Source organism: Streptomyces sp. NBC_00461 (genome assembly GCF_036013935.1).
Classification (GTDB): domain Bacteria; phylum Actinomycetota; class Actinomycetes; order Streptomycetales; family Streptomycetaceae; genus Streptomyces.
Map to the genome: position 1 here is coordinate 1,902,305 of NZ_CP107902.1, position 16,897 is coordinate 1,919,201.

Annotated in this window: 13 protein-coding genes and 1 pseudogene; 2 read left to right on the forward strand and 12 right to left on the reverse strand. The window is 71.9% G+C overall.

The features are described 5' to 3' along the window. Positions 1-43: 43 nt before the first annotated feature. The 9 genes and pseudogenes from OG870_RS09205 to infC all read right to left on the reverse strand — a co-directional run bounded on the left by OG870_RS09205 (position 44) and on the right by infC (position 10,605). A complete protein-coding gene (locus OG870_RS09205; RefSeq protein WP_266585909.1) occupies positions 44-1,384 on the reverse strand; it encodes a transcriptional regulator in 1,341 nt (446 codons plus the stop codon). Positions 1,385-1,723: 339 nt separating this feature from the next. Beyond that, on the reverse strand, positions 1,724-2,776 hold the full coding sequence (locus OG870_RS09210) for a PP2C family protein-serine/threonine phosphatase (RefSeq protein ID WP_266585907.1): 1,053 nt from the start codon (positions 2,774-2,776) through the stop codon (positions 1,724-1,726). 298 nt (positions 2,777-3,074) lie between these two features. After that, entirely contained in the window at positions 3,075-5,597 is a 2,523-nt protein-coding gene (pheT, locus tag OG870_RS09215) for a phenylalanine--tRNA ligase subunit beta (protein ID WP_266923499.1), read from the reverse strand. Further along, a complete protein-coding gene (gene pheS, locus OG870_RS09220; RefSeq protein WP_266510996.1) occupies positions 5,597-6,718 on the reverse strand; it encodes a phenylalanine--tRNA ligase subunit alpha in 1,122 nt (373 codons plus the stop codon). Before pheS ends, pheT begins: the two co-directional genes overlap by 1 nt. Positions 6,719-6,857: 139 nt before the next feature. Continuing rightward, positions 6,858-8,012: a sensor histidine kinase gene (locus tag OG870_RS09225; RefSeq protein WP_266585903.1), complete on the reverse strand. Its 1,155-nt coding sequence runs from the start codon at positions 8,010-8,012 to the stop codon at positions 6,858-6,860. Positions 8,013-8,065: 53 nt separating this feature from the next. Beyond that, positions 8,066-8,914: a TrmH family RNA methyltransferase gene (locus OG870_RS09230; RefSeq protein WP_266585901.1), complete on the reverse strand. Its 849-nt coding sequence runs from the start codon at positions 8,912-8,914 to the stop codon at positions 8,066-8,068. A 176-nt stretch (positions 8,915-9,090) separates the two neighbouring features. Next, positions 9,091-9,474, reverse strand: a complete 384-nt coding sequence (gene rplT, locus OG870_RS09235) for a 50S ribosomal protein L20 (RefSeq protein ID WP_020132316.1) — start codon at positions 9,472-9,474, stop codon at positions 9,091-9,093. 111 nt (positions 9,475-9,585) lie between these two features. After that, positions 9,586-9,780: a 50S ribosomal protein L35 gene (gene rpmI / locus OG870_RS09240; RefSeq protein WP_266511006.1), complete on the reverse strand. Its 195-nt coding sequence runs from the start codon at positions 9,778-9,780 to the stop codon at positions 9,586-9,588. Positions 9,781-9,890: 110 nt separating this feature from the next. Further along, positions 9,891-10,605 (reverse strand): annotated as a pseudogene (infC, locus tag OG870_RS09245) (translation initiation factor IF-3). Between the two features lie 355 nt (positions 10,606-10,960). Here infC and OG870_RS09250 point away from each other — a divergent pair. After that, a complete protein-coding gene (locus OG870_RS09250) occupies positions 10,961-11,320 on the forward strand; it encodes a DUF1844 domain-containing protein (RefSeq protein WP_266511009.1) in 360 nt (119 codons plus the stop codon). Between the two features lie 10 nt (positions 11,321-11,330). Here OG870_RS09250 and OG870_RS09255 read toward each other — a convergent pair whose 3' ends face one another. Beyond that, positions 11,331-12,119: an SseB family protein gene (locus OG870_RS09255; protein WP_266511012.1), complete on the reverse strand. Its 789-nt coding sequence runs from the start codon at positions 12,117-12,119 to the stop codon at positions 11,331-11,333. A gap of 160 nt (positions 12,120-12,279) precedes the next feature. On the opposite strand from OG870_RS09255, the gene OG870_RS09260 reads away from it, so the two are divergent. Next, positions 12,280-13,254 carry a serine hydrolase gene (locus OG870_RS09260; protein WP_327690808.1) on the forward strand — a complete coding sequence of 325 codons (975 nt, stop codon included), beginning with the start codon at positions 12,280-12,282 and terminating at the stop codon, positions 13,252-13,254. 44 nt (positions 13,255-13,298) lie between these two features. Here OG870_RS09260 and mycP read toward each other — a convergent pair whose 3' ends face one another. Both mycP and OG870_RS09270 read right to left on the reverse strand, forming a co-directional pair. Beyond that, a complete protein-coding gene (gene mycP, locus OG870_RS09265; protein ID WP_266511018.1) occupies positions 13,299-14,501 on the reverse strand; it encodes a type VII secretion-associated serine protease mycosin in 1,203 nt (400 codons plus the stop codon). After that, the gene (locus OG870_RS09270) at positions 14,498-16,843 is read right to left on the reverse strand and encodes a hypothetical protein (RefSeq protein ID WP_266585897.1); all 2,346 of its coding nucleotides are present in this window, start codon (positions 16,841-16,843) and stop codon (positions 14,498-14,500) included. The genes mycP and OG870_RS09270 overlap by 4 nt, the downstream gene beginning before the upstream one ends. Positions 16,844-16,897 lie beyond the last annotated feature (54 nt).

Genomic DNA, 16,897 nt, shown 5'->3' on the forward strand with positions numbered 1-16,897 from the left:
TATCGCAGCAGGGACTGTGGAGCGGCGGCGCTCAGGAACCCGTCTACAGCGGTACGCGCAGTGCTCCGTCGATCAGTTCGGCGGCTTCGGCGGTGCCCGCGCAGCCGCTGCGCACCAGATGGTCGCGTACCGCCCTGAGTCTGTCGCGCAGCCGCTGGGACTCCATTCCACGGGCCTGTTCGGCCATCTGCACGGCCGTGGCCACGGCTTTGTCGGCATTGCCCTGGCGCAGTTCGATCGTGCTGAGCATGGCGAGCCGGTGCACCCGGCCGCGGTCGTGCGCCGGATTGTCGACGGCGGCGGCCGCGTGCTCCGCCGCCGCCACGAGTTCGCCGAGACTGAGCAGGGCCTCCGCCACCTGGACGTTGACCAACCCTGGCTGGACATAGCCGGTTTCGTCGGGTTCGTACCCGCGCCGGATGCGTTCGGCGGCCTGCTCCGCCCGCCGGATGCAGGACAGCGCGGTCGTACCGTCGCCCAGGTGTGCGTACGCCTTCGCCTGCATCGCGTAGAGGTCGCAGGCGAGCGCCGGCGTGATGTGTCTGCCGGCGGCCCGCAGTGCGGCCTCCGCGAAGGCGACGGCCTGCCGGTACTCCCGCATGAACAGGGCCTGGTTGACCAGCAGGGCGATCACGTACGCGCCCAGGCCCCGGTCCCCGCTGGCCTTCGCCAGCCTGAGGGCCTGGTGGAAGTAGCGCTGGGCGAGACCGTGCGCGTCGGAGTCGTAGGCGCAGATGCCGGCGATCGCCACCAACCCGCCCGTCGCCCGGTGCAGTTGACGGCCGGTGGCGTCGGTGTAGCTGCCGCGCAGCAGCGGGGCGGCCTCGGCGTTGAGGAAGCCGACGATCCGGGCGCGGGTCGCTATGCCGCCGGCCTTGCGGTACATCTGCTCGTAGTGGGTGCGGGCGGCGCGCAGCATCTCGATGTCGCTCGCGGTGACCCGGTGCCGGCCGCCGCGCGAGACGTCCACGTCCTCGGGCGGGTTCTCCCACTCCCACACGGGCATGACGGCGGGCGTGCCGGTGACCGCGGGCGCGCCCAGGATGTGCGGGCGCTGCTGCTCGTCGGAGCGCCACAGGGCGGTGGCACGCTCGACGAAGCCGGAGAGGGTGGTGCCGTGCGGAGTGGACGGCTCGCCGGGCACGCCGAGGCCGATGTCGTCCAGCGTGACCGGCCGGTGCAGCCGGCCCGCGAGCACCTCACAGATCAGGTCCGGCACCTGACCGCGCGGCCGCTGCCCCTTCAACCACCGTGCTACGGCGGTGTGTTCGTACCGGAGCGCGAGGCCGCGCGCCCGCCCCGCCTGATTGACGTGTGCTGCCAGCCCCGCATGCGAGATCCCCGCCTCGTCCAGGATCGCGTCGAGCAGAGTGTTGGGCTGCATGGGTGCCCCCCGGGTGGCTCGGTGCCGTCAGAGTAGTGCGAACGCCTTCACACGGGGTGTGAACGGAGTGCTCGAATCCGCAGCGTGCGCGCACTGTCGCGGAGAGTTTCCAGCCGGTTGACTGAAATGCCTCGCAAGAGGCCGGCCGGGCCGCCGGCTCCCCCTCGTACAGTGCGGCGGCCCGCTTCCGCGCCGTCCGCCCAGCTGCCTGCCCGACACTCCGTGGCGGGGCGGACGGCGTGCCGCGCAGGCACGACGCACCATCGATGAGGCCCCGCCCAGACCACGCGGGAGCGCCGGGCGCACCGTGGGGGAGCGTGGCGATTCGCGGCCTCGACGTCACGTGAGGCGGTGCGCCCGGTGTCCGACCGGCTCATCGGGTGTGCGTACGACATGATGCCGGTCGTTGCGCAGCACGAGCAGCGCGACGTCGTCGGCGGGCCGTCCCCCGGCGTGCCGCAGCAGCCCGGCGAGGACGGCGCGCAGCACCGACTGCGGTGAGACCGGCCCGGCGGCGACGGCCTCGGCGAGCGCGGCGGCCAGCGGAAAGAACCGGCCACGACCGTCACGGGCGTCCTCGACACCGTCCGTGTGCAGGAAGAGCGCCTCGCCGGGCAGGAGTTGACCGCAGCGTACGGCGGGCAGCTCGGCGGGCAACGGGAACGGCCCGAGCGGGGGCAGCGGTTCGGCCCGGGTCAGCGGTTCTGCTCGGGCCGGCCCGAGCAGATACGGCCAGGGGTGCCCGCAGTTGAGGACGTGCACCGCGCCGTCCGTCCCGATCTCCAGCAGCAGTACGGTGACGAACTCCTCGGCGACCGGACTGTCCGACTCCGGCCCGGCCGAGGGATGCCCGGCGCGGGCCCGCTCCCGCAGATGCCGGGCCAGTGCCCGCTCCAACCGCCGCAGCACACAGCCAAGTTCGGCCTCGTCGTGCGCTGCCTCGCGGAAGCTGCCGAGCACGGCGGCGACCGTGCTGATGGCGGCGAGCCCGTGCCCGCGCACATCACCCATCACGATCCGCACGCCGTGCTCCGTGGCGATGACCTCGTACAGATCACCGCCGATGGCCGCACCGCGGTCCGCGGACAGCTGGGCGGCGGCGACGTTCAGCCCGTCGATCCACGGCGGCAGCGGCCGCAGCAACGCGCTCTGTGCGGCACCCGCGACCTGCCGGACCTCTGTGAGCTCACGCACCAGCGCATGCCGGACGTTGAGGACCAGCCCGGTCCCCACGGCGAAGAAGACGGCGCTGGTGACGATGCGCGCGCCCAGCCCGTTCTGCTGGGCGAGCGGACAGGCCAGCTTGTACGAGATCGCCATGGCGCCCCACACGATGGGCAGCCCCAGCGCCGGCAAGCGCCTGCGGAAGACCCCAGCCCTGCTGCGAATCATGCCGATGGCCCCCCATACAGGCCCCGAAAGCACAGAATCGGACCGGCCTCGAAAGACCGGTCCGATTCTGTCGACCCGCATGGCCGTAATGGGCCAGATCACCCAGACATGCCACCCGAATGAGTGACAACTCCCCGGCCACCCGCATTTATGCAGATGAGGGCAATTCGCATCCCGATGTGCAGCGCCCCGTCAGGGGCGCGGGGCTGAGTTGCATGTGCGGCTACCGCCACGTGGGCGCGAGCCACGACAAACCCGCAGCCGCCAACGAACCCCAGCTCCCCGCCCCTTGGGCGACCTAACCCCGAAGCACCGCACCCGTCCGCTCGCCCGCGAGGGCAACCGCCGCATCCCGGGCGGCAGATGCCTCGTCCACGGTCAGCGTCCGATCCGCCGCGCGGAACCGCAGCGCATACGCCAGCGACTTCCGTCCCTCACCGAGCTGGTCGTCGTTCTCGTACACGTCGAACAGCCGGATGTCCTCCAGAAGCGCACCCGCGCCCTCACGCAGCGCCGCCTCGACATCCGTGTGCGGCACGAACGCATCGACGACCAGCGCGACATCCTGCGTGGCCACCGGGAAGGTGGAGATGCTCGGCGCCTGCGGAGTGTCGTTGCCGACCTCCTCCAGCACGTCCAGGTCGATCTCCATCGCACTGGTGCGCTCGGGCAGCGCGAGGGCCTTGACCACACGCGGGTGCAGCTCACCCGCGTGGCCGACCACCGTCTCGGTGCCGTCCACGACGACCACGAACTCGGCGCAGCGGCCGGGGTGCCAGGGCCCGTACTGCCCCTTGCGGACGATCAGTTCGGCGCCGGCTTCCCGCGCGACGATCCGCCCCGCCTCGACCGCGTCGGCCCAGTCCGCCGGCCGGCCCTTGCCCCACCAGCCGGCCTGCTCGCGGGCGCCCGAGAGGACGACGGCGACATGGCGCGGCTGCTCGGGCAGCACGGCGTCCAGTTCGGCGATCTCCTCGTCGGTGGGACGCCGGTCGACGGGCAGGGCGGCGGCGGTCCTCTGCTCCTCGCGCGGCAGGAAGACCAGCCCGGTCTCGAAGAGCGCCAGGTCGTGCGAGCCCCGGCCGTTGTTGCGGCGCAGCGCACCGAGCAGGCCCGGCAGCAGCGAGGTGCGGAGCGCGGGCTCCTCGTCGTTCAGCGGGTTGGTCAGCTTCACCACGCGGCGCGCCGGGTCGTCGGCCTCGATCAGCAGCTGGTCGAAGACCTGCTCGCCGATGAAGGGGTAGTTCGGCGCCTCGACGTACCCGGCGCCGGACAGCGCCCGGCCGACGCGGCGGTGCAGCCGCTGACGGTGGGTCAGTCCGCGGCCCGAGGGGAGCTTGGGCAGCGTGGAGGGAAGGTTCTCGTAGCCCTCCAGGCGGATGACCTCTTCGGCCAGGTCGTTGACCTCCAGGAGGTCGGGCCGCCAGGACGGGACGGTGACGATCAGCTCGTCCTGCCCGTACACGTCGCAGCCGATCTCCTGCAGTCGCCGTACGACGATCTCGCGGCCGTAGTCGACGCCCGCCACCTTGTCCGGGTGGTTGGCCGAAACGGTGATGGTGTGCGGTGCGGACGGCGCGATGACCTCGGTGACGCCGGCCTCGGCGCTGCCGCCCGCGAGGAGCACCAGCAGATCGACCGTGCGCTGGGCCGCGGCGGACGCGGCCTGCGGGTCGACGCCGCGCTCGAAGCGGCGGGAGGCCTCGGAGGAGAGCCTGTGCCGGCGGGCGGTGCGGGCGATGGAGACAGCGTTGAAGTGCGCGGCCTCGATCACCACGTCGCTCGTCGCGTTCGCCGTGTTCTCGGGGTTCTCGTGGTCGGCGATCTCGGTGTTGGCGCCGCCCATGACGCCCGCGAGCCCGATGGGACCGCGGTCATCCGTGATCACCAGGTCCTCGGTGTCGAGCTTGCGCTCGACGCCGTCCAGCGTGACGAGCTTCTCGCCCGCCTCCGCCCGGCGCACGCCGATGGTGCCCTGGACCAGGGAGCGGTCGTAGGCGTGCAGCGGCTGGCCGAGCTCCATCATCACGTAGTTGGTGACGTCGACGGCGAGCGAGATCGGACGCATGCCGACCTTCTGCAGCCGGCGCCGGAGCCAGATCGGGGAGCGCGCCTCGGGGCTGAGGCCGGTCACCGTGCGGGCGGTGAAGCGGTCGCAGCCGGCGGGCTCGGAGACCTGGACCGGGTAGCCGTACGCGTTCGGGCCGGGTACGTCGAGCAGCGCCGGGTCACGCAGCGGCAGGCCGTAGGCGATGGCGGTCTCGCGGGCGACGCCGCGGATGGACAGGCAGTCGCCGCGGTTGGCGGTGACGGCGATGTCCAGGACCTCGTCGACCAGTTCGAGGAGCTCGATGGCGTCCTTGCCGACCTCGATCTCGGGCGGCAGCACGATGATGCCGTGGCTGCCGTCGTCGCCCATGCCCAACTCGTCGCCGGAGCAGATCATGCCGTGGGACGTCTTGCCGTACGTCTTGCGCGCGGAGATGGAGAAACCGCCGGGCAGCGTGGCGCCGGGCAGGACCACGACGACCTTGTCGCCGACGGCGAAGTTGCGGGCGCCGCAGACGATCTCCTGGGGCTCACCGGTGCCGTTGGCCTGGCCGACGTCCACGGTGCAGAAGCGGATCGGCTTCTTGAAGCCCTCCAGCTCCTCGATCGTCAGCACCCGGCCGACGACGAGGGGGCCCTTGAGGTCGGCGCCGAGGTGCTCGACGGTCTCGACCTCCAGCCCGGCCGAGACGAGCTTCTCCTGGACGTCGCGGCCGGTTTCCGTCGCCGGCAGGTCGACGTACTCCCGCAGCCAAGAAAGCGGGACCCGCATCAGATCTCCATCCCGAACGGCCGGGTGAACCGGACGTCACCCTCGACCATGTCTCGCATGTCCTCGACGTTGTGGCGGAACATCAGCATCCGCTCGATGCCGAACCCGAAGGCGAACCCGCTGTACTTCTCCGGGTCGACGCCACAGGCCGTCAGCACCTTGGGGTTGACCATGCCGCAGCCGCCGAGCTCGATCCAGCCCTCGCTGGAGCAGGTGCGGCAGGGCCGGTCGGGGTTGCCGACGGACTCGCCGCGGCAGACGTAACACACCATGTCCATCTCGGCGGACGGCTCGGTGAAGGGGAAGAAGTTCGGCCGCAGCCGGGTCTTCATGCCCTCGCCGAACAGCGACTGGACCATGTGGTCCAGGGTGCCCTTGAGGTCGGCCATGGTCAGACCCTCGTCCACGGCGAGCAGTTCGACCTGGTGGAAGACGGGCGTGTGCGTGGCGTCCAGCTCGTCGGTGCGGTACACGCGGCCGGGGCAGATCACGTAGACCGGCAGCTCACGGCTGAGCAGCGAGCGGATCTGGACCGGTGAGGTGTGGGTGCGCAGCACGACACCGGACTCGGTGCCGCCCTGCGGGCCCTCGACGAAGAACGTGTCGTGCTCGCCGCGGGCCGGGTGGTCCGGGCCGATGTTCAGGGCGTCGAAGTTGAACCACTCGGCCTCCAGCTCGGGGCCCTCGGCGACCTCGTAGCCCATGGCGACGAAGACGTCCTCGATGCGCTCCGAGAGCGTGGTCAGCGGGTGGCGGGCGCCGGCCGGCACGCGGTCGTAGGGCAGCGTGACGTCCACCGCCTCCTCGACCAGCACGCGCGTGTCGCGCTCGGCCTCCAGTTCCGTCTGGCGGGCGGCGAGGGCCTTGTTGACGGCGCCTCGGGCCTGGCCGACCAGCTTGCCGGCGGCCGCCTTGGCGTGCGGGGGCAGGGCGCCGATCTCGCGGTTGGCGAGGGCCAGCGGTGAGGTGCCCCCGGTGTGGGCGACCTTGGCCTCCTGGAGCGCGTCGAGGGAGTCCGCGGCGACGAAGGCGGCGAGCGCCTCGTCCCGCATGCGCTCGATCTCTTCCGGTTTCAACGCCTCGACCTCGACAGGGTCGTACGACTTATTCGGTGCCGACATCTCTTCCCGTGCTTCCGATTGGCTGGCTGAAGGTCCCCGTCACCGACTCACGCAGAGGTCAGAGGGCCGTCCATGGGACACAAAGGTGCCAAAGGCCGAGTCTAACGGGGTGGAGGTGTACGAATGCGCCCGTGGGCCGCTAGGCGAGATACGCCGGGGCTGCCACGGGCAACGTAAATCGGAACTCGGCGCCGCCCTGGGGGGCGCGGCCGACCGCGATGGTGCCGCCGTGGGCTTCGACGATGCCCTTGACGATGTACAGCCCGAGGCCCGTGCCGCCGCGCTTGCTGCCCCGCCAGAAGCGGGTGAAGACGCGGTTCATGGACTCCTCCGGGATGCCGGGCCCCTCGTCGCTCACCGTGACCGACGTGGCTGCGTTCTCATGGCCTTCCCCCTCGCGAGGGGACGCCGTGGCCGTGACATCGATCGTGACGGTTCCCTCGCCGTGGCGCACGGCATTTTCCAGCAGGTTGCTCAGCACCTGGTCGACCTTGTCGGGGTCGGCCCACAGATCGGGCAGGGGCTGCTCGATGCGCAGCAGGAACCGGTCGGCGGGCTGCCCCGCGGCGACGTACGCCTGGATGTGCCGTCCCACGGCCGCGCCCATGTCGACGGGCTGGCGCCTGACCTCCAGCCGCCCGCTGTCGATCCGCGAGATGTCGAGCAGCTCGGCGATGAGCCGGGTGACGCGGTCGGCGTCGGCGTCGACGGTCTCCAGCATGAGCCGCTTCTGGTCGTCGGTGAAGCGCTCCCACTTGGCGAGGAGGGTGGCGGTGAAGCCCTTCACGGAGGTGAGGGGCGAGCGCAGTTCGTGGGCGACCGTGGCTATCAGCTCGGCGTGGCTGCGCTCGGTGCGGCGGCGGGCCTCGGTGTCGCGCAGGGAGACGACGAGGCGGCGGACGGGGCCGGTGGGTTCACCACGGACGTACCGGGCCGATACGAGGACCTCCCGCCCGCCGGGGAGCAGCAGGTTCCGCTCGGGTTGGCGGACCCGGGTGGCGAGACCGCCGTAGGGGTCGGTCAGCTGCCACCAGCGGCGCCCCTCCAGGTCCTCTAACGGCAGTGCCTTCTCCAGCCGCTGGCCGAGTGCCTCCTCGGCGGGAACGGCGGTGATGCGCTCGGCGGCTGCGTTGAAGCAGATGACGTGGCCGTGTTCGTCGGCGACGACGAGGCCGTCGGGCAGTTCGTCGGGGTCGATGCCGAGTTCGGCGAGGTCGCCGTGCCGGGGCGCGGGCGCACGTCGCACGTCCTGTGCCCGCAGTGCCTTTTCCGCACCGCTCGTGCCGACACTCATCCCCGTACCCCACCTCTCAGACGGCGCAGGTGGCCCCCGAGCTGGTCACCCTACTAGCTCTCGGTGACGGAGCGGCACCCTCCGGAGGCGCGCTGTGCACGGGCCGACGCATAGAGACATACGGCGGCCGCGGTGGCGAGGTTCAGGCTTTCGGCCTTCCCGTGGATCGGAACGCGCACCACGGCGTCGGCGAGTGCGCGGGTCTCCTCCGGGAGCCCCCACGCCTCGTTCCCGAACACCCAGGCGGTGGGGCCGCCCATGGTGCCCTTGTCCAGCTCGTCGTCGAGGTCGTCGCTCCCGGCGCCGTCCGCGGCGAGGATGCGCACACCGATGTCCTTGAGCCCGGCCACGGCCTGCTCGACGGGCACCCCGACGGCGACGGGCAGGTGGAACAGGGAGCCCACAGACGCGCGTACGGCCTTGGGGTTGTAGAGATCGACGGACGCGTCGGTCAGTACGACGGCCTCGGCACCGGCGGCGTCGGCGCACCGCAGGACGGTCCCGGCGTTCCCGGGGTCGCGGACGTTCGCCAGTACGGCGACGAGCTTCGGGCGGGCCCGGAGGATCTCCTCGAAGGGGGTGTCGAGGAATCGGCAGATCCCGACCAGCCCCTGCGGGGTCACGGTCGTGGAGATGTCGGCAATCACCTGCTCGTCGGCAAGGTGCACCCGGGCGCCGGCGTCACGGGCCTCGCCGATGATGTCGACGTACCGCTCGGCGGCCTCGACGGTGGCGAACAGTTCGACGAGCGTGTCCTTGTACCCCGCCGCCTCGCGCACGGCCTGCGGCCCCTCGGCCAGAAACAGCCGCTCCTTGCCCCGAAAGTTCCGCCGCGCAAGCCGCCGAGCTGCAGCCACACGAGGCGAACGGGGAGAAATGAGTTCGGGACCGGCAGGGGACATGTTCTGCTTCACCTTCAAGATCTCAGGACAACCACATCCCCCAGGAGCGAGGGGAACTGCGCGACCAGCCACAAACGACCCGCCCCCGAACTACTACCGGACCGGGGCTGACAGCAAAGAACCCGCAGGCCTGAAACCTGCGGGTCCCTCACATCACGGCTCGAGCCGGTGCAGCGTCACGCGGCCTTCGGCGCGTTGACGTCGGCCGGCAGCGCCTTCTGGGCGACCTCGACCAGCGCGGCGAACGCGGTGGCGTCGTTGACGGCCAGCTCGGCGAGGATCTTGCGGTCGACCTCGATGTTCGCGGCGTTCAGACCCTGGATGAAGCGGTTGTACGTGATGCCGTTGGCGCGGGCAGCGGCGTTGATGCGCTGGATCCACAGCCGACGGAAGTCGCCCTTGCGCTTCTTGCGGTCGTTGTAGTTGTAGACCAGCGAGTGGGTGACCTGCTCCTTGGCCTTGCGGTACAGGCGCGAACGCTGACCGCGGTAGCCGGAGGCCGCCTCGAGGATCGCCCGGCGCTTCTTGTGGGCGTTGACTGCCCGCTTGACGCGTGCCACTTGTTAACTCCTTGTAGCGGGGCCGTGGTTGGACTCACACGGCCCGGAAACGATTGGGTCCCGGTCCAGACGTACGGCGCTCGGCGATCGGACGATCAGGCGCCGCTCACGTCACTTGCCGAGAAGCTTCTTGATCTTCTTGGCGTCGCCCGGAGCCATCTCGGCGGTGCCGGTGAGGCGGCGCGTCAGGCGCGACGTCTTGTGCTCGAGGTAGTGGCGCTTGCCGGCGCGCTCGCGGAGCACCTTGCCGGAGCCGGTGATCTTGAAGCGCTTGCTGGAACCGCTGTGCGACTTGTTCTTCGGCATAGCGCCGTTCTCTCCTCGTCGGTGGCGCTCCGGTGCCCGGTCGTCAAACCGGGCACGGTGGAGCGTCGCTCTTGTTTCGGTTACGTCCTGGGGACTGCTGCCCCCCGGGATCACGCCTCGGCGGAAGCCTCGGCAGGAGCCTCGGTCTCCACGGCGTCCTCGGAAGCCTCGACGTGCTCGGCGTCCTCGTGCTCGGACTCCGCGACGTTCTGCGACTTGCCGGGGTTGGCCTTGGCGTCGGCCTTGCGGGCTTCCTGCGCCTGGCGGGCCTCGGCCATCGCCTCGGTCTTCTTCTTGTGCGGACCGAGAACCATGATCATGTTTCGGCCGTCCTGCTTCGGGTTCGACTCGATGAACCCGAGGTCCTCGACGTCCGTAGCGAGACGCTGCAGCAGTCGGTAGCCCAACTCGGGCCGGGACTGCTCGCGACCACGGAACATGATCGTGATCTTGACCTTGTCGCCCTGCTTGAGGAACCGGACGACGTGACCCTTTTTGGTGTCATAGTCGTGCGGGTCGATCTTCGGCCGGAGCTTCATCTCCTTGATGACCGTGTGCGCCTGGTTCTTGCGCGCCTCACGGGCCTTCATGGCCGACTCGTACTTGAACTTCCCGTAGTCCATGAGCTTGCACACAGGCGGACGGGCGGTTGCCGCCACCTCGACCAGGTCCAGGTCGTACTCCTGCGCAAGCTCCAGTGCCTTGGCCAGCGGGACAATGCCCACCTGCTCGCCACTGGGACCGACAAGTCGCACCTCTGGAACGCGAATCCGGTCGTTGATGCGGGGCTCGGCGCTGATGGATCCTCCTCGGTTAGCACCACACGGCGGTCTGGCGGACAGCCGCGTTTTGTCTCTTTCGACAGACCTAACCGCGCCGAAGCACAAAAAATGCCCCGGACGACGATCACAGGCGGGGCTCCAAAGCACTACCGGAGCACCGCCGCGACAAGTCGCGGGGCGCGCTTTCGGGCGACTCCATCGTCCGTACGGAACGATGGTGGCCGCCTGACCGGGGTGACCCGCCGTCCCGGAGGACGGTCAGGTGGGAGATCGGAGCCTCCACTTGTGGGCCGGTCACGCGATCTTTCTCAGGGCGTGTCCGGCCGGTCGTCACACAAGGTTAGCAGCTGCCCGGGGGTGGTGCGAACCGTCGTGCACCGGGGCCTACGCTGTGGGGCATGAGTGACACCCCTCCTGAGTCCCCCACCGACTTCGACGCCATGACCCGCGACATCGCCGAGGTCCCCGCCGTCGAGGTGATCGTGACCGTCGCCGTGAACCTGATGAGCGCCGCCGCGGTGAAGCTCGGTCTGACCGAGGAGGGCGACAAGTACAAGGACCTGGACGAGGCGCGCAAGCTGGTGACCGCGCTGGCCGGCCTGCTGGACGCGAGCGCGACCGAGATCAGCTCGTTCCACGCGGCGCCGCTGCGCGACGGCCTGAAGTCGCTGCAGCTGGCCTTCCGCGAGGCGTCCCTCGTCCCGGACGAGCCGGGCCAGGGCCCGGGCGAGAAGTACACCGGCCCGATCTACGGCTAGTCCGCCGGCGTCACGACGAATCCGAGCGTACGTACAAGGGCTCGCCCGGTGGCGTCGCCCCGGCCGGCAGCAGTGCCAGGTCGAGGCCGCGCACCAGGCGGGCCCTCAGCGTTTCGTCGGCGGCGAGGCGTTCGGCGACGGCGCGGGCGGCCTCGGCGGGTGCGGCGGCCTGATCGAGTACGAGGGCGAGGGTGCCGTCGGCCTGTCCGGGCCCGAGGTGGGCGCGCAGGACGGCGGGTTCGGCGGCGACCGCGCTCCGCACGGCTTCCTGTACGGCGGGGTCGGCGAGGGGGTCGGTCGTTGTACGCCCCTCGGCGAGGGCCAGCAGCGCGGGCCCGGTCAGCTCGAACGGCACCGGCCCCGACAGGTCCAGCACCACCGTGTCCGCCTTCTCGTGCGCGGCGGCCTGCAGCGCCTGGTGCAGGGGCACGGCGACAGGGCGGGCCGCCGGGTCCCAGCGGGCCAGCGAGTCGGTGGAGGTGAAGGCCGGCAGGGCGGTGCGGGATCCGGCCTTGAGGGTCGGCACGGCCATGTCGCTGGTCTTCTCGCGGCGCAGCCCGCCCCCCCGTCTCCCACCACCACCCTTCCAAGGAGCTTCGCCCCCCTCCTCACTGTCCTCCTCGACCTCGCCGAGGACGGCCACGACCGGGACGAGCAGTCGGGCGCCCTTGAGGGCCTCCAGGACGGGGCCCACGGCGGTGCGGTCCTCGGCCCAGGCGGTGAGCGCGGCGCTCAGCCGGGGGTCGGCGGTGCCGTCGTCGTCGGAGAAGCCGGAGTCGGGAATGTTCTTGTTCGCCACGGTCACTGACCCTATCGGGCGGATATCGGCAGGATGCTGCTGGGCTTGTGCGGCTCCGGAAACCGTTGGTTCACAGCCTTCACGGCTTTCTCAGCATCTCCTGACACACATCTAACTTTCGCCTAACGGCGCGCACAGTCCACGCCCCGAGCATCGCGGCATGGAGTCCTCCAGAGCCCGCCGAATCCGCCGCGCTCGTCCGTCCAGGACGCGCCCCCTGCTCTGCACGGCGCTCGCCGTCGTGGCCGTCGTGGGCGGTACGGCCGCCGGGACCGTCTACGTGAAGGCTCAGGCGCACTCCGGTGCGGGCCCCGTATCGTCGTCGGCCACGGCGGACAGGGAGGAATCGGTGGAACCTGTGGCTCAGCCGACGGTGGACCACGCGGCGGTGCTGGCCGGGGCGATGCGGTCGATGTCCGTCGAGAGCCACGCCGAGGTGTCGGTGGCGGTGCTGGACCTGGACTCGGGGGCGAGCGCCTCGTACGGGGACGGTGCCTTCGACACGGCGAGCATCGTCAAGGTCGACATCCTGGCGACGCTGCTGCTGCAGGCGCAGGACGCGGGCCGGCACCTGACGGCGAGCGAGATGTCGTACGCCACCACGATGATCGAGAACAGCGACAACGACTCCGCGTCCGCCCTGTGGCGGATCATCGGCGAGGCGGACGGGCTCGACGCCGCGAACGAGCGTCTCGGTCTCACGGACACGGAGGGCGGCGACGGCATGCTGTGGGGTCTGACGCAGACCACGGCCGCCGATCAACTCACCTTGCTGAAGCAGGTGTTCGGGGACGACTCCCAGCTGGGTGAGGCCTCGCGGACGTATCTGCAGGGGCTGATGGGGCAGGTGGCAGCCGACCAGCACTGGGGCGTGTCGGCCGCGGCCGACGGTTCCGCGTGGGCGCTGAAGAACGGCTGGCTGGCCCGCAGCACGACCGGGCTGTGGGACATCAACAGCATCGGGCGGGTGACGGTGGACGGCCGCGACTGTCTGGTGACGGTGCTGTCGAAGGGCAACTCGACCAAGGAGAAGGGGATTTCACTGGTCGAGACGGCGGCGAAGGCGGCGGTCGACACGCTGGCCGGGACCCGCGCGACCTCGACCGCCTCCGCGTCCCCCTCCGCCGCCCGATAGCGGGCCGGTGGCGGGTCGGTGGCGGGTCGGTGGCGGGTTGGCGGCTAGAAGTCCTCGAAGCGTCTGCGGCGGCCGCGCCACAGGACGACCGCCGCGACGAGCAGGACCCCGCCGAGGCTGCCCGCGAGTGGGGCGGCCCAGCCGCTGGTGTCGTCGCCGGACTCGGCGGCGTCCGGGCCGGAGCCGAAGTACCTGTCGCCGTACGACGCCGCCTGCAGGCCCTCCGGCTTGAGGCGGCCGGCCGCCTTGATGGCGGCGGCCGGGTCGATGAGGCCGAAGCCGCGCGAGTCGTCGCGGCCGCCGGCGGGGGCGTTGCGCGCGGTGTCCTCGAGGAGCTGCTTGATCTGGGCGGGGGTCAGCCCAGGGTGGGCGGCCTTGATGAGCGCCACCGCGCCCGAGACGAACGCCGAGGCTGCACTGGTCCCCCACCCCTCGTAGTACTTGTGGTCGGGGTCGGCGATGACGATGTCGACGCCTGGGGCGCTGACGGTGGCGTACCAGCGGCGGGTGGAGAACGAGGCGCGGGTGCCGAAGCGGTCGACGGCGGTCGCGGCGATGACACCCGGGTAGGCGGCCGGATAGGAGACGTGGTCGCCCTTGTCGCCGCCGTTGCCCGCCGAGGCGACGATGGTCACGCCCTTCTTGAGCGCGTACTGGACCGCCTCGTCCTCGGCGGGTTCGGGGTGCGCGGAGGCGGAGTCGTCGCCGAGGGAGAGGTTGATGACGTCGACGCCGTGGTCGGCGGCCCAGCGGATGCCTTCGGCGAGGGCGTTGCCGCGGGTGGAGCGGGCCTTGCTGCGGGCCGAGTCGCCGTCCTCCAGGATCACGCGGACGGGGAGGACCTTGGCCTCCGGGGCGATGCCCATCACGCCCTCGTCGTCGCCGGGGCCGTGTCCGTGCCCGGCGATGATCCCGGCCATGGCGGTCCCGTGCCGGGCCCACGCCCGGTCTCCCTGCTTCGCCCCGAAGCCGATCATGTCCTTGGTGGGCAGGACGTTCCCGACGAGGTCGGGATGGTCGGCCTCGACGCCGGTGTCGAGGACGGCGACGGTGATGCCCTTGCCCTTGGTGGTCTGCCAGGCCCGCTGGGTGTGCATGGCGTCGAGGGCCCACTGCTGGGCCCGTATGCCGTCGGCGTGCGCGACGGCGGGCGGGACGAGGGCCAGAGAGGCGGCGAGGAGGACACTCACCGCTCCGACACGGTGCCTGGCTCCGCTGCTGCTCTTCGCTCGGATACGGCGCTTCACGAGGGCTTCTCCGTGGGCGAGGTGACGTCTTTGCGCAGGGCCCGTTCGATGCGGTCTGCGAGGCCCTGGGCCTCGTTGCCGAGGCCGGCCTGGGCGGGGGCCGAGGTGGCGCCGGACTGGATGGCCTGCTCGGCGGAGAGCGGCGTGTCGACACTGCGGCCGTCGGCCCAGCCGGAGACGGCGTAGACGACGACCGGGGCGTCGGTGAGCACGGAGATGGTCCACGAGGCGCGCTGCTTGGTGCCGAAGCGGGCGGCGGCGGTGTCCTTCGCCGCGTAGGGGCGGGGCATGAGGTCGGTGCGGCTGCCGAGGCCCTCCTTCTGGAAGCGCTTGGCGAGGGCGTCCATGGATGCGGCGTCGGCGTCGGTGAACAGGAGGCCGACGGTGGTGACGAAGCTCTGGGTGGCGTCGGTGTAGGTGGCGCGGAGGAGACGTTGGCAGCCGGCGGGTGCGAGGGCCTTCTTCAGCAGCGGGTCGAAGGCGTCCTTGCATCCGCTGTCCGGTGCGACGGCGACGCGTGTCCAGGTCCGGTCGGCGCCGCCGGGCCCGGCGCCGGTGCCCTCCACGGTCGGCGGGAACAAACGGTCCACGGGCACGCTGTGCCACAGACTTCCGGCCGATGCGAACGTGTCCCGCGCGCCGCCGTCCCCCGAGTCCCCCACCAGCCAACTGCCGGTCGCGGCACCGCCGATGAGCCCGACGCCGAGCACGAGACAGGCGGCGACGGCGGCGGTACGCGGCCGCACCCGCCGAGCGAGCGGCCGCGGCCGGGCGTGCTCGTCGTACCCCTCGGGCTCCGCGAACGACACCACGGGCCGCCCGACCCCCAGCGTCCCACCGGGCACCATCGGAGCACTCCAGGAGAGAGCGGGATCGGGCCCTGCGCCCACACCGGGACCCGGAGGCCGTGGCGCGTCGGTCGGGTTGAGAGTGGGGCCGGGGGTGGAGTTCGGGCGGGCGGTCGGCATGGGCGGTACGGCCGGGTCGGGCCGGGTGCTCGTTGCCGACGGCGCAGTGGCGCCGGGGCGCCGAAGAGGAGCGGTGGCCGCCGAGCCGGACTCGGACCTGGGCGGCGTGGCCGAACCGGGCCCATGGCCGGGATCGGCGGGCGCGGAGGCGGGGCGGGCGCCCGGCATCGGCGGCGCCGCCGAGTCAGCGTGCCGAACTGGATCGGTGGGGGCGGGAGTTGGCGTCCCCTGGGCTGTGGCCGAGGGGGCGGAGGCATCCGGTCTCGCCGAGGCGGCCGAGCCGGTCGAACCGGAGCGGAAACCCGGACGGGATTCCGGCACGGGTGGGGCGGCCGTACCCGGGCGGCGGAGCGGGTGGGCCGACGTAGGAACGCGGCCGGTGTCCGGCATGGCGGGCGGGGCGGCCGGACGGGCAGGTACCTCGGGCGGGGTCTCCGGGCGGATGGGCCGCAAGCGCCTGGTGGTCTCCTGGGCCGTTTCCGCGGGGGCGCTCGTGGGGCGGGGCGGCGGCGTGGGGCGGTGGCTCGGACGTGGCGGTACGACGCTGCCCGGCGCGCTCGTACCGGCGGCGCCGCGCGCGGTCCTACCGGCCGTGGCCTGTGGATTCGTACCGTCGGCGCCCCGCACCGTGGTGCCGGCGGCGGCCTGCGCGGGCGTGGCGTCGGCGGTCCGCCCAGTGGTCGCGGCGCCGTCGCTGCGTGTCTCGCGGCCGGTCGCCGGAGGTGCGTCCGGGAAACGGGCCGAGGCCTGCGGCGGGGGCGCGGGCAGCGGACCGGCGTCTCGCGCGGAGGGCACACGGAGGTTCGGGAAGTGGGGACGGGTGTCCGGGGAGCCGACCGGGATGCCGTCCGGATCGGCCGCCGGGCTGGGGCGGCGCGACGAGTCCGCGGGGGCGTCGGAACGCAGTTCAGCCTCACCATCGAACCGAGACGGCCGGCCGGCATCACCGTCGCCGTCGTCGGCCGGCCCGGCGGTGTCGGCCTCGGTGATCGGACGGGACGGCGAGACGCCGTCCGAGTTGCTGCCCGCTCGGGACGTCGGGCCGCCGTCGGCTGCGCCGCCGCCCCATGGCCAGGGCTCCCCATCGCTTCCGCGGCCGCTCCACGGCGACCAGCCCTCGTCCGCGGCCTCACGCTCGTTGCGAGGCGGGGAGGGGGTGGGCGTGGGGCGGCGGGGGGCGAACGCGTTGAAGGGTTCCGAGCCGCGCCAGGGGGACCACACGCCGGTGGACTCGGCGGTCGAGTCCAGCGTGGGGTCGGTGTCGGGCGGGGGCGCGGTGGTCTCCTGTGGTTGCCGGTCCGCCGGGCCCTGGCCGACCGGCGGGGGCTGGGGCGGGCGCGGTGGGATGGAGGCGTGCTGCGCGTCCGTGCTCATGCACCCCCCGTTTCCTCGCGCCCGGGCCGACTACCTGTACGCGGGCCGTCGTCC

Coding starts and splice junctions, on each gene's coding strand:
- OG870_RS09250 (WP_266511009.1), top strand. CDS start 10,961: ATGAGTGACACCCCTCCTGAGTCCCCCACCGACTTCGACGCCATGACC.
- OG870_RS09230 (WP_266585901.1), bottom strand. CDS start 8,914: ATGTCCCCTGCCGGTCCCGAACTCATTTCTCCCCGTTCGCCTCGTGTG.
- rpmI (WP_266511006.1), bottom strand. CDS start 9,780: ATGCCGAAGAACAAGTCGCACAGCGGTTCCAGCAAGCGCTTCAAGATC.
- OG870_RS09205 (WP_266585909.1), bottom strand. CDS start 1,384: ATGCAGCCCAACACTCTGCTCGACGCGATCCTGGACGAGGCGGGGATC.
- OG870_RS09210 (WP_266585907.1), bottom strand. CDS start 2,776: ATGATTCGCAGCAGGGCTGGGGTCTTCCGCAGGCGCTTGCCGGCGCTG.
- pheS (WP_266510996.1), bottom strand. CDS start 6,718: ATGTCGGCACCGAATAAGTCGTACGACCCTGTCGAGGTCGAGGCGTTG.
- pheT (WP_266923499.1), bottom strand. CDS start 5,597: ATGCGGGTCCCGCTTTCTTGGCTGCGGGAGTACGTCGACCTGCCGGCG.
- OG870_RS09225 (WP_266585903.1), bottom strand. CDS start 8,012: ATGAGTGTCGGCACGAGCGGTGCGGAAAAGGCACTGCGGGCACAGGAC.
- OG870_RS09260 (WP_327690808.1), top strand. CDS start 12,280: ATGGAGTCCTCCAGAGCCCGCCGAATCCGCCGCGCTCGTCCGTCCAGG.
- OG870_RS09270 (WP_266585897.1), bottom strand. CDS start 16,843: ATGAGCACGGACGCGCAGCACGCCTCCATCCCACCGCGCCCGCCCCAG.